Below are 11,264 nucleotides of genomic sequence, written 5' to 3'. Positions count from 1 at the left end.
GCCGATCGCCTGCGCGGCAACCATCGGGCGAGTCTGCTCGAAGGTGCCCAACGTGGCTGAGCCGGAGCGCTTTCCACCCGCGACGACCTCGCGCGCTTTGGCGAGCTTGTGCTCGAGCTTGTCCTGGCCGCCGAGTAGGTTGCCTTCGGGAATTCGGACGCCGTTGAATTTCAGCTCGGCGGTGTGCGAGGCCCGGCAGCCGAGCTTGTCGAGCTTGCGCACCAGCTCCAGCCCGGGCGTGCCGCCCGGGACGATGAACAACGCCTGGCCGCGGTGGCCGAGCTCTTCGTCGACGACGGCGTTGACCACGTGAACGTCGGCGATGCCGCCGTTGCCGATCCACATCTTGTGGCCGTCGAGTATCCAGTCGCTACCGTCGCGTTTGGCGGTGGTCCGCAGATTGCGGACGTCGCTGCCGCCTTCGGGCTCGGAGATCGCCAGCGCCGCGAGCTTGAGGTCACCCGGCGAGCCGAAGCACTGCGGCGCCCACTCCAGCATCTGCTCGGGGGAGGCAGCCTGGCCGATCGCCGAGAGCGCCAGTGCCGGCATCACGATCGCCAAACCGATTCCGGCGCAACCCCAGAACAGCTCTTCCATGAACATCGGCAGCGAAAGCCCGGTCGGGTCGCCGATGAGATCGCGATAGAACAGCGGACTGTAGAAGCCGCGCTGGGCGGCCTCTTCGAGCACCGGCCAGGGGAACTCCTGCTTCTGGTCGTAGTCCAGGGCCACCGGCCGGATGACCGATTCGGCGAACTCGTGGGTCCGCCGGGCCAGGTCGTGCTGTGCCGCGGTAGGCGTCAGGTCGAACGTCATGCAAGGTCCCCCGGGTCGGTTGACCTCTTATTACCCGCTGCCGCCGGATTCAATCCCGCCGCTGTGACGGCGAGCGATCAGGCCGCAGAACGCGGACCCACCTGGCGAATGGGCAGATGAAACACGGTAGCGGTGGCCGGCGCGGTGTCCCCTTCGCGCCGCGTCAACAACGCGGCATTCTCGGCCAGCTGCCGGGGGCTGATCTCCCCCGCCGCGATCCGGCGCAGGGTGGCATGCGCTTGCGCCAGCTGCTCGCGCTTGCGGTACTGGCCGCCGGGCAGCTTGATGCCGGCCCAGACGCCGTATTCCTCGCGGTTCTCCACCGCGTACTTCGCGCACAGCCGCTGCTGCGCCAACGGGCAACGCCGCAGGCACTGCAGCCGGGCCTCGGTGGCCGACTGCTCGTATGCGCGCGCTTTGGCGGCGCCGTCACCGCCATCGTCATCGGCGTAGCCGAACCATATCTCCGGGTTGACTGAGCACGGGTGACTCATCTGTCCGCCTCCTCGCTATCGAAACGTATACGAAAGCGTATACACATCTAAGCCCGCCACGCAAGAGAAGCGAGATAAAAACGTATATATCCAGGTGGGCCGGTAGCTCTGTGTAATATCCGAAATATGGCCGGAGCGCTGCGATGAGCCGTGAATCGGCGGGGGCAGCGATCCGAGAGCTACGCGAATCGCGCAACTGGTCGCTGGCCGACTTCGCCTCGGTGACCGGCGTCAGCATCATGGGCCTGAGCTATCTGGAACGCGGCGCCCGCAAGCCGCACAAAAGCACAGTTCAGAAGGTAGAAAATGGTCTAGGCCTGCCAACCGGCACGTATTCACGGCTCGTGGTCGCGGCCGATTCCGCCGCCGAACTCGAGCGACTGACCTCCCCCAGGCCGGCCGAACCAGTCCCCGTGCGAACCGGCGGTCCGATCGTTGTTGTCCGGCACAACACCGACACCACGGTGCTGGAGCGATCGTCTGAAGCTCAACTCGATGCGATCAAATCGGCGATCGAGCGAGCTCCAGCGAAAACATCAAACGAATATGAGTCGTATATTCTTTCTGTGATCGAACAGTGCGTGAGGGCCGAGATGCTTGCCGCCGACTCCTGGCGGGTGGCGATCAACTCCGACTCCGAATCGGCAGGACGGCTGATGCAGCATCTCGCGGCGTTGGAAGCCACCCGCTGCGGGCTCCTCGAACGCGTGCCGATGAGCCTGAGTGCGCGGTTCGACCGGGCCTGCGCACAGTCGTCGTTGCCCGAAGCGGTGATCGCGGCGCTGCTCGGTGTCACCGCCGCCGAGATGTGGGACATCCGCAATAGGGGAGTCATCCCGCCGGGAGCGCTTCCGAGGGTCCGGGCCTTCGCCGAACTGGCCGACGTAACCGAGGGGGAGCAACAGTGAGCGGACACGAGTTGGTGGCCTTGAGCCGCGCCCACGAGCTGTTCGCCGGCCGCACCCGGTCGGTGGCGGTGGATGCCCGACTGGCGCCGTACGACGGGCTCCTGGAACGCGCCGCGGCGCTGAATACCGTGGCGGGACAAGGCGGTTACCAGTCAGCGGTGAACCGTAGCCGCGACGATCTGCGCGCCGCGGCGACGGCCGACGCCGCGGTGGCCGCCACCGTCGTGGAAGCCCACCGGGATCACGCCAACGCGCACGGGTTGACCAAAGGTGTTCTCGACGAGGCCCGCGCCGATACCGCGTTGCCGGACAACCCGATTGCTCAGCGCGAAGCGATCCGCCGCCGGGTTGCACGATTGCGGGCACAGCAGGCCCATGTGCTGGCCGCCCGTCGCAAATCGCGTCGTCATCGGTCGCGATGGCGGGCGGTGCGCTATCGGATGCTGCACCACGGCGCCTACCCGGCGGGGTTACGCTTGCCGCCGCCGACCAGCCGCGCGGGTATCGCGGTGCGGGCGGCGCTGTCGCGGCTGGGCCGGCCCTATGTGTGGGGCGCGACCGGCCCGGACCAGTTCGACTGCTCGGGGCTGACCCAGTGGTCTTACGCGCGCGCGGGAATTCACTTGGACCGCACTACATATCAGCAGATTTACGACGGAATCCCGATCCCGCGCTCACGTGTCCGTCCGGGCGACTTGGTCTTCCCCACCGCGGGGCACGTGCAACTGGCGATCGGTAACAACCTGGTGGTCGAGGCCCCCCACTCCGGTGCGACGGTGCGGATCAGTCCGCTCGGCGCCGGCGTGCAGATCCGGCGTCCAACGGGGTAGCGGCGATGGCGGGCGAGCACGAACCAGGGATGCCAGAGCAGGCCGGACGCACGATCGTTGCGATCGGGGAGCGCCAGGCCGCGCTGTCGACGCGCCATGTCGCGGTTGCCGACGCCGACCGAGCCCTGGCCGATGCGCTCGCCGAGGCGCATGCGGCAACGGTCGAAGCGGTTCGTCGGCTGGATGGAATCGCGGCGGAGATCGATGGTGCGGTGGCGAATCAGGCCGCCCTGGGGCTCGATACCGCGATGGGTGCGCGTGAGTTCCAGAAGTTTCTGATCGCCAAGCAGCGTGAAATCTCGGCCGTGGTGTCGACCGCCCGCGCGCTCGGTGACGCGAAGAAGGCCGTCCTGGAAACGTTGCGCGAGCACTACACCGGGTCGGCCGGCTAGCGCCCGAGCGCCGTCGGGTTGTGCACACGAGTGAATTGTCGACCGAGGGTCCCGTGGCTACTGTCGCACCATGTTCAGGCAGGACAGCGATGACGACGCCTGACGACGCGCCCGCCCCCGAACATCAGGAGGGTGATGCGGCGGACGCGATCAGGAATGCGGAAGTCGCTCTGGCACACCAGAACTCGACAACCGCACAGGTCGACCTGCAAGTAGTGACAGCAGTTCTCAACGCACACCAGAAGACTGCCGCCGGTACGCAAGCCCTGAACAGACTGCAGCGCGACATCGAGAGCGCCGTGGCCACGCGGTCGGATCTCGACACACCGGCCGGAGCTCGGGACTTCCAGCGATACCTGATCGGCAAGCTGCGAGACATCCGCGCCGTGGTGGCCGGCGCGAGCCTCGATGACACCTCGAACTCGGCGCTGATGGCCGCGTGGACGTCGCTGTACAACTCGGCCCAGCCCGGGACCGATGCCAAGGACGACAAGCGCCCGCCCGCGGGATCCGACCCCGCTGCACCGGGGCCCACTACCGCCCAAAGCCGCCCGCCTGCAACTGAACCCGACCCGGATCCGTATCTAGGTGCGCTGCCCGAGGACGATCTCGGCTTGCCGCCCGAGGACATGCCGGCGCGTGCCGCGTCGGCACCGGCGCCGACCGAGGGGACGCCCAGCATTCCGTCATTCGGCGGGGGCGGCTTACCGGGCGGCGCCGGGTGGGGGATGCCCGGGGGCCTGGCGCTGCCCGGGCCCTTACCGAGCGGCGACGAGCAACTGGCGCCGAAGGATGTCGACGCCGCGCGGTTGAAGTCCGACGAGACCGAGGACCGGCTGGCGGCCGACGAGGACGATCCCGACCGGGCCGGTCATGAACACGCCGAGCCTGCCTCTGGGCCGACGATCGCGACACTGCCCAACGGCGAGACTCTCACCGCCGCAACCCCACAGCTGGCGGCCGCGATCGAAGCCGCGGCCAACGGGACTCCCATTGCGGACGCGTTCCGACAGGAAGGCATGACCATCCCGCCGCCGGGCACCGCGGTCAGTGATCCGGTGGACGCATCGAAGCTCGCGCCCGGAGACATCGGCATGTTCACCGACCGTCACGCGCTTGCGCTCGGCGACAGCCGGGCGCTGTTGAACGGCCAGATCCAGCACATCTCCACCGTGAACGGTCCCGGCTTTCTAGGCTGGGAGCACCCTCCGGTGCCGGTCAGCGCACCCGAACCGAACAGGACCGACCCACCGGCGCCCACCAGGCCGGCGATCGCCCAGAGAACCGAAAGCGCGTAGAAGTAGTCCGGCTCGCGCCGGCACGGCAGAAGGAGACAGCGGATGGCAGACCGAATCCACGTGGTGCCCGCGCACTTGCGTGAAGCCGCCGGCCACCACCAGGAGACATCCGAATATCTGCGAACCCTGCCCTCGTCGCACGAGGCCATTCAGCAGAGCCTGGACTCGCTGGGCCCGATCTTCGGCGAGCTACGCGAGGCAGGCCGGGAGCTACTCGAGCAACGGCGGCTCTGTTACGAGCAACAGGCTGACAATCACGCGGACATCGCCGACAACCTGACAAAATCGGCCAGCATGTGGGAACAGCACGAGGCAGAGGCAGCCGAGAAACTCGAACGTATCTCCGACGACGGTCGATGACCGAGGCCGATCCCGCGTTCGACACCGTCCATCCGAGCGGCCACATCCTGGTCCGCTCATGCCGCGGCGGATACATGCACAGCGTCACGCTGACCGAGGCCGCGATGAACACCGACGCGGAAAGCCTGACGGAGGGCATCCTGCTTACCGCCGACGTCTCCTACCTCAAGGCGGTGATGGAGGTCCGCGGCGAGATCGTGGCGGCCGGCTACACCCCGTCAGCCGAGGTTCCCACCAACGACGATCTCGATATCGCGATCGAAAGGCTCGTCGCGCATGAATTACCCCGACGCAACGACACCGACTAAATAACTAGCGAATCCAAGTCTTGACTGCGTCGCGATCCGGGGCGATATCAGTGGGCGGCTCGACAGGATTGGCGCCGAACAACTCTCGCGCCCGGCCCAGCAATGCGCGCACTTCATTCAACTGCTGCTGCAGCCCCGATTCAGCCACACGCTCACGCTACTCAGACGCCGCTATTCGCACAATTCACCCGCCGTTTTCAACCAACAGCAGCGCAGGAGAGGTACTGGCGATGACGGTAGGCTTGGCCGGTGGCAATCTTCGGGCGAAATACGGCGCGTCAGCGCCTACGAAGAGCTGCCGAAGAATCGTTGAAGATCCCGGCTTTCCGGTCGCCGGTGGACTGCACGCCGTGGGTGACCGGCGGGCTGTGGCCTGCTGAGCTGTCCACTGTTACCGCCGAGACCGCTCCGCTTGTCAAATACCTGAAGACCGACTTGCAGCGGATAGTCAATTCGGCGAATGAAGAACTCAAGAACATTCGCTGCGCGGGATTGATCGATTCCACCCGACAGGCAGAAGAGGCCAGGGTCATCAACGATGCGCGCGCCTTCGCGGTGCGACGAGTCGAGTCGACAGTTCGTCACCTTCACAACATGAAGTCGAAATTGCCGACGGAGCACCGCCCCGTGAATGGTGGCGTCGATACCGAGAAGACGACGCGATTCAAACTCGCACCGCCGCGACCGGAGCCGACGCAGCCCATCGACGTGCCTGCACCGGTGGCGCCGGAGTTGGACTTCGAGCCGGCGCCGACCCCGCCCATCGACGTGCCTGCGCCGGTGGCGCCGGAGTTGGACTTCGAGCCGGCGCCGTCGGTTGAACAGCCGAAAAGCTGGGAACCTGCACCGCTGGAAGACTGGGGACCGCCCTTGGGCGCGCCCGCGGAGCTTGAACCCGCGGAGCCGCAAACGTTCGAGTTTGAAACCGCGGAGCCTGAGACCGCGGAGTTTGAACCCGCGGAGCCGGAAACGTTCGAGCTTGAGACCGCCAGGCCGGAGATTGCCGAATCGGAGGAGTGGCAGCCGCAACACGCGTTCGAATCCGACGACACGGAGGTCCTCGAGGAACTCGCCTCGCTGCTGCAGGAAATCACGCCTCTCGCAGAGCCGCCGATCGTCGAGCCACTGGCTGTCCAACCAGTGGTCGTCGAACCACTGGCCGTTGATCTGCCAGCCGTCGAGCCGCCGAGCCCGGTGCCTGCCACCGCGCACTCGGAGCCCGGGATCGACGTCACCGAGGCCATCCGGCAGCTGCCGCTGGTCGAGCCCCCAGAATCGGAGCCCGACCGGCTGGAACGGCTGCTCAAGTTCGTGGCGCGTCAAGAACCCGGATTGCGCTGGGCCGTGGGCACCCGTGAAGACGGCACGACACTGTTGGTGACCGATCTTGCTCACGGCTGGATACCGCCGGGAATCACGTTGCCCGCCGAGGTCAGCTTGCTGGAGCCGGCCCGGCGCACCGGTACCGCGGCGGGGTTGCTTGGCCAGACGACTTTGACGGCGAAATACGCCCCCGGCGATCCACTGGGTTGGGCAACCGATTACGAGGTAATCGACACTTCGTCGCGGCCGCGGGAGCTGCCAGCGGTCGACGACCTGGGCTGGGTGCTCGGCGAAGCGACGCATTGGCGCGATGGCCTGCCGCGGATGGTCAACACGTTGGCCAAGGCTGGTGCCGCGGGTACCGGCATCGTCGAAGCCGAGATCGACATTTTGCGGGTCTACCTGGACACATCGAGGTACCAGCTGTTGGCGCAATATCCCGACATTGACGAGGGGCTGCTGCTGAATTGTCTGCTGCTGGCCGCGACCGAAGGTATCGCCACGAAGAATCAGGTCAGCGCGAACTACCACTTCGCGTGGTTCCAGTTGCTGAGCGCGCCACCGGCCAGCGGGTGGAAGGCCGGCCCGTGACAGACTGCGATGCTCAAGCCTGCAGACAATGAATTGACGCTGTTCGGAGGGGTCTAGATACTGTCATGATGCCGGGGCCGGGCAGTCGCGCGCAGCTAAGCGACAAGGATCTCGTCGAATCGGTTCTGCGTGAACTGAGTGAGGCCGCCGATAAGTGGGAAGCGCTCGTCGGCCAGGCCGAGACGATCACCTACAGTGTCGATCTCGGCGATATTCAGGCAGTGGCGAATTCCGACGGCCGGCTGGTCGAATTGGCGTTGCATCCGACCGTGATGTCGGGTTACAGCCATGGCGAGCTGGCCGACCGGTTGAACCTGGCCATTGCCGCGCTGCGGGGAGAGGCCGAAGCCGAGAACCAGGCCCGGTACGGCGGGGCCCTGCAGTGACGTGGGATTCTTTGTTGCGCAACGTAGTTGAGCGGCAGGCGGATGCTGATCGCTCGCCGGAAGGACTCTGACCGTGCCACTCAATCTCTCCAACCGGGACCAGAACTCGGGGCACTTGTTCTACAACCGCAGACTGAAGGCCGCGATCACCCGGTTCTCGGTGCGGATGAAGCACGATGACCGCAAACAGCAAGCGGCAGTGGCGCTGTCGATGGTTTTCGTGCTGATCGGCATCGGCTGGATGGCGCTGCTGCACGTGATGAAGCCCGCCGGTCTGGTCGGGCAGTCCGCGATCATCGGGAACCGCGACACCGGCGCGGTCTACGCGAAGATCAACGGCCGGCTGTATCCCGCGCTCAATCTGACGTCGGCGCGGCTGGCCGTCGGCAATGCTGCCGCGCCGACCTGGGTGAAGGCAGCCGAGATCGCCAAGTACCCGACCGGCCCGATCGTCGGCATTCCCGGTGTGCCGGACAGCCTTACCGTCACCGCGAACTCGGTGTCGGCGTGGTCGGTGTGCGACACCGCGCCAACCCGGGGCAGCGGAATGATGCCAGTGGTGACGTCGATCGCCGGCGAGCTCTCGACCGGCGGCCGGGCGGCCCCGATGGAGCCGACGCAGGCCGTCCTTGTCACCCACAGAGGCGCGACCTACGTGGTGTGGGGCGGCCAGCGGTCCCAGATCGACCCCACCGACCGATCGGTCACCTTCAACCTGGGGCTCGATCCCGGCCTCACCTATCCGATCGAAATCTCCAACGCGCTGTTCGACGCGATGCCGGCGACGGAACCCCTTGTGATCCCGCTGATCCCGGAGCTAGGTACACCGTCCACGTGGCTACCGGGATCGCCGGTCGGCAGCGTCCTGGAGACGCGCGACGCGAACGGCGTCGTCACCGGCTTCTACGCACTGCTGACCAACGGGGTGCAGAAGATCACCAGCTTCGTCGCCGACCTGCTGCGCACCGCTACGGCCCAGGCGTCAGCCACTCCCACCCTGATCTCTCCGGACAAGCTGATCCACATCCCGGCCGTCGACGTCCTCAATGTCGGCTTCTATCCGTCGGGCAAGCTGAATTTCGTTGACACAGCGGTCAATCCGGTGACATGCGTCGCGTGGCAAAAGCAGACGACCGACCCGCAGGCGACGATCACCATCGTCAGCGGACGCGGTCTGCCGGTGCCGATCAGCATGGATCCGCGCCTGGTTCGGCTGGTACGCGACGACCGCGCACCCGAGTCAGTCGAGGCCGACCAGGCACTGGTGCTACCGGGCGCGGCGAATTTCGTCGCGACGACCAGTGGCGTCGCCAGCTCGGGCAGCCGCGAAAGCCTGTATTGGATTTCGCCACAAGGGGTTCGATTCGGCGTGCAGTGGGACAGGAAGACGCTTGAGCCGCTGAGCCTGGACCCGGGCAGCGCCGTCCAGGCACCCTGGCCGATCGTGCGCACGTTCGCGGCGGGCCCGGCCATCAGTCATGACAGCGCGCTGCTGGCGCGCGACACCCTCACCGGCGGCGGAGCGGTCGCGCCGGTTCCAGAAGCCAACCCACAAGCGGGAGGTTAGGCATGTCCAAACGCGGCTTCGTAAGGGGTGCACGCAAACCGGCCCCGATGGTTCCGCCGGTGCGGGTGGCGATCGCACCACCGTTGGCGTTGCCCGAACGCGAGCCCCGGAACATCCTGCTGATGATCGCGCTGCCCGCGCTGCTGGTCGGGATCATCGGAACCCTGGTGGTGATGTACACCTCCGGAGTCCGGTCGCTGCAGTCCGGCTTCTTCCCGATGATGGGGCTAGCCGGCTTCGGCGCGTTGATGTTCAGCGGGCGCTTCGGTCGAGGCCGGCGGATCTCTTGGGGCGAGCAGGAAAAGCAGCGGCGCATCTACCTGCGCCAGCTCGACGAGGATCGCGAAGAGGTTCAGCGTGCCGCGCAAGATCTGCGTCGCAGCCAGCTGTTCGTGCACGGCGACCCGCAACAACTCGACACCGTGATCGGCGGCCCGCGGATGTGGGAGCGCCGTCCGGACGACCCGGACTTCCTTGATGTCCGCCTCGGCATTGGCATCCAGCAGGCCAGCGACTCAGCGGTGTCGCTGCAGTGGCCGGAGGTACCGATCGGCGAGGAGCTGGAACCGGTCACCGGCGGCGCGCTGCGCGATTTCATCCTCGAGCAGAGCAAGATCCGCGGCATCGGCAAGGTCTTGAATCTGCGGTCCAAGCCCGGCTTCAGCTTCATCGGCCCCGAGCCCGCCGAGCTGCACAATCTTGCGCGGTCAATCCTGTGTTCACTGGCGGTGTATCACAGCCCGAACGACCTCAAGCTGATGGTGGTGACCCGCCACCCGGAGCTGTGGTCGTGGCTGGTGTGGCTACCGCACAATCAGCACGACGAGATGTTCGACGCATGTGGTTTGCGCAGATTGCTGTTCGCGTCGCCAACCGAGCTGGAGGAGGCGCTCGACGCCGAGCTGCACCGCAAGGGCCGAGGACCATGGAGCCCGCCGGTCGGCAGCAGCCCGTCGTCGATGCCCTCGGCAATGGAGTCGTCGGGCACCAGGCTCGGCCCGCACTGGGTCATCGTCGATGACAGCATCGGAACGCCTGAGCAGTGGGAGGGCGTGACCGGGCAGAAAGGCATGGCCGGAATCACGGTGTTGCGGTTGGCGACTCGGCCCGGTCTCGGTGTCGGTTTCGCGGACGAAGAACAGCGTTTCGATTTGCGGGACCGGCACCTCTATCATCGCGACGCGTTCTACGCGATCGCCGATATGCTGGCCGAGAGCACCGCCTACCGCTACGCGCGGGCTCTGGCGCGCTGGTCGCCGATGAGTGCGGGGGAGTTGTCCGAAACCGACAGCCAAGCAGGCGAATTGCTGCGGGCGCTGGGCATCAACGATCCACGTCAACTCGACGTCGACCGGCTGTGGGCCGACAGTCGGGGACGCGGCGACGCGAAGTGGGCGATGGTGCCGGTCGGAGTCAAACCCGGCGGCGAATTGCAGTACGTCATCTTTCGCGCAAAAGACTTCGGCGGCTTCGGTTTCCACTCCGTGGTGATTGGAACATCGGGATCGGGCAAGTCGGAGTACTTCCTGTCGCTTGCCAACGGCATCGCGCTGACACACTCGCCCGAGACGTTCATCCTGATTTTCGTCGACATGAAGTTCGAGTCCGCCGCGCAGGACTTGGCGGGCCTACCGCACGTCGCGGGATCGCTGTCTAACCTCGGTAAGGACGAGCGGCACCTGGCCGAGCGGATGCGCAAAGCGATCGACGGCGAAATCCACCGGCGCTACCGGCTTTTCAAAGAGGCGGGCGCACGTGACGCCAATGAGTACGAGGAAATGCGGCTGGCCGGACGGGATCTCGAACCGGTCCCCATTCTGCTGGTGATCATCGACGAGTACCTCGAGCTGTTTCATCACCACCAGGAGTGGATCCAGCTGGTTATCCACATCGGTCAGGAAGGTCGTGGCTGTAACGTCTTCTTCACCCTCGGCGGTCAGCGTCTCGACCTCTCATCGCTCAGTAAAGCCAAGAGCAACATCGCCTTCCGG

The 11,264-nt window shown here is 66.1% G+C and carries 13 protein-coding genes; 10 read left to right on the top strand and 3 right to left on the bottom strand.

The window, feature by feature from the left end; translation table 11 throughout:
• A partial coding sequence (locus VN856_RS02070; RefSeq protein WP_325685662.1) for an acyl-CoA dehydrogenase family protein occupies positions 1 to 816 on the bottom strand: 816 nt, incomplete at its 3' end.
• A 77-nt stretch (positions 817 to 893) separates the two neighbouring features.
• On the bottom strand, positions 894 to 1,310 hold the full coding sequence (locus VN856_RS02065; protein ID WP_325685660.1) for a WhiB family transcriptional regulator: 417 nt from the start codon (positions 1,308 to 1,310) through the stop codon (positions 894 to 896).
• A 143-nt stretch (positions 1,311 to 1,453) separates the two neighbouring features.
• On the opposite strand from VN856_RS02065, the gene VN856_RS02060 reads away from it, so the two are divergent.
• The 6 genes from VN856_RS02060 to VN856_RS02035 all read left to right on the top strand — a co-directional run bounded on the left by VN856_RS02060 (position 1,454) and on the right by VN856_RS02035 (position 5,406).
• Positions 1,454 to 2,218 (top strand): helix-turn-helix domain-containing protein, encoded by a 765-nt coding sequence (locus VN856_RS02060; protein ID WP_325685658.1) that lies wholly within the window; start codon positions 1,454 to 1,456, stop codon positions 2,216 to 2,218.
• Positions 2,215 to 3,048 (top strand): C40 family peptidase, encoded by an 834-nt coding sequence (locus VN856_RS02055; RefSeq protein ID WP_325685656.1) that lies wholly within the window; start codon positions 2,215 to 2,217, stop codon positions 3,046 to 3,048. The genes VN856_RS02060 and VN856_RS02055 overlap by 4 nt, the downstream gene beginning before the upstream one ends.
• Positions 3,049 to 3,077: 29 nt before the next feature.
• The gene (locus VN856_RS02050; RefSeq protein WP_325685654.1) at positions 3,078 to 3,440 is read left to right on the top strand and encodes a DUF4226 domain-containing protein; all 363 of its coding nucleotides are present in this window, start codon (positions 3,078 to 3,080) and stop codon (positions 3,438 to 3,440) included.
• 89 nt (positions 3,441 to 3,529) lie between these two features.
• Complete coding sequence (locus VN856_RS02045; RefSeq protein WP_325685652.1) at positions 3,530 to 4,738, top strand: DUF4226 domain-containing protein; 1,209 nt, start codon at positions 3,530 to 3,532, stop codon at positions 4,736 to 4,738.
• A 42-nt stretch (positions 4,739 to 4,780) separates the two neighbouring features.
• On the top strand, positions 4,781 to 5,098 hold the full coding sequence (locus VN856_RS02040) for an ESX-1 secretion-associated protein (RefSeq protein WP_325685650.1): 318 nt from the start codon (positions 4,781 to 4,783) through the stop codon (positions 5,096 to 5,098).
• Positions 5,095 to 5,406 carry a DUF2694 family protein gene (locus tag VN856_RS02035; RefSeq protein WP_325685648.1) on the top strand — a complete coding sequence of 104 codons (312 nt, stop codon included), beginning with the start codon at positions 5,095 to 5,097 and terminating at the stop codon, positions 5,404 to 5,406. Before VN856_RS02040 ends, VN856_RS02035 begins: the two co-directional genes overlap by 4 nt.
• Before the next feature lie 4 nt (positions 5,407 to 5,410).
• Here the strand turns inward: VN856_RS02035 and VN856_RS02030 are convergent, their stop codons facing one another.
• Complete coding sequence (locus VN856_RS02030) at positions 5,411 to 5,554, bottom strand: hypothetical protein (RefSeq protein ID WP_325685646.1); 144 nt, start codon at positions 5,552 to 5,554, stop codon at positions 5,411 to 5,413.
• Positions 5,555 to 5,655: 101 nt separating this feature from the next.
• Here VN856_RS02030 and VN856_RS02025 point away from each other — a divergent pair, with 101 nt between their 5' ends.
• The 4 genes from VN856_RS02025 to eccCa form a co-directional block, all read left to right on the top strand.
• Positions 5,656 to 7,320 carry a DUF5631 domain-containing protein gene (locus VN856_RS02025; RefSeq protein WP_325685644.1) on the top strand — a complete coding sequence of 555 codons (1,665 nt, stop codon included), beginning with the start codon at positions 5,656 to 5,658 and terminating at the stop codon, positions 7,318 to 7,320.
• A 65-nt stretch (positions 7,321 to 7,385) separates the two neighbouring features.
• Entirely contained in the window at positions 7,386 to 7,706 is a 321-nt protein-coding gene (locus tag VN856_RS02020) for a DUF2710 family protein (protein ID WP_414686849.1), read from the top strand.
• Positions 7,707 to 7,779: 73 nt separating this feature from the next.
• A complete protein-coding gene (eccB, locus tag VN856_RS02015; protein WP_325685640.1) occupies positions 7,780 to 9,273 on the top strand; it encodes a type VII secretion protein EccB in 1,494 nt (497 codons plus the stop codon).
• Between the two features lie 2 nt (positions 9,274 to 9,275).
• On the top strand, positions 9,276 to 11,264 hold a 1,989-nt coding region (eccCa, locus tag VN856_RS02010), incomplete at its 3' end, for a type VII secretion protein EccCa (RefSeq protein WP_325685638.1).

The sequence above is a fragment of the Mycobacterium sp. genome, assembly GCF_035603715.1.
In the GTDB taxonomy this organism is placed as follows: domain Bacteria; phylum Actinomycetota; class Actinomycetes; order Mycobacteriales; family Mycobacteriaceae; genus Mycobacterium.
This window is presented reverse-complemented; position numbering and strand designations above follow the sequence as displayed.

What these genes read in the sequence shown, in the direction of transcription:
- VN856_RS02020 (WP_414686849.1), top strand. Translation starts at nt 7,386, where the DNA reads ATGATGCCGGGGCCGGGCAGTCGCGCGCAGCTAAGCGACAAGGATCTC.
- VN856_RS02040 (WP_325685650.1), top strand. Translation starts at nt 4,781, where the DNA reads ATGGCAGACCGAATCCACGTGGTGCCCGCGCACTTGCGTGAAGCCGCC.
- VN856_RS02065 (WP_325685660.1), bottom strand. Translation starts at nt 1,310, where the DNA reads ATGAGTCACCCGTGCTCAGTCAACCCGGAGATATGGTTCGGCTACGCC.
- VN856_RS02035 (WP_325685648.1), top strand. Translation starts at nt 5,095, where the DNA reads ATGACCGAGGCCGATCCCGCGTTCGACACCGTCCATCCGAGCGGCCAC.
- VN856_RS02045 (WP_325685652.1), top strand. Translation starts at nt 3,530, where the DNA reads ATGACGACGCCTGACGACGCGCCCGCCCCCGAACATCAGGAGGGTGAT.
- VN856_RS02060 (WP_325685658.1), top strand. Translation starts at nt 1,454, where the DNA reads ATGAGCCGTGAATCGGCGGGGGCAGCGATCCGAGAGCTACGCGAATCG.
- VN856_RS02050 (WP_325685654.1), top strand. Translation starts at nt 3,078, where the DNA reads ATGCCAGAGCAGGCCGGACGCACGATCGTTGCGATCGGGGAGCGCCAG.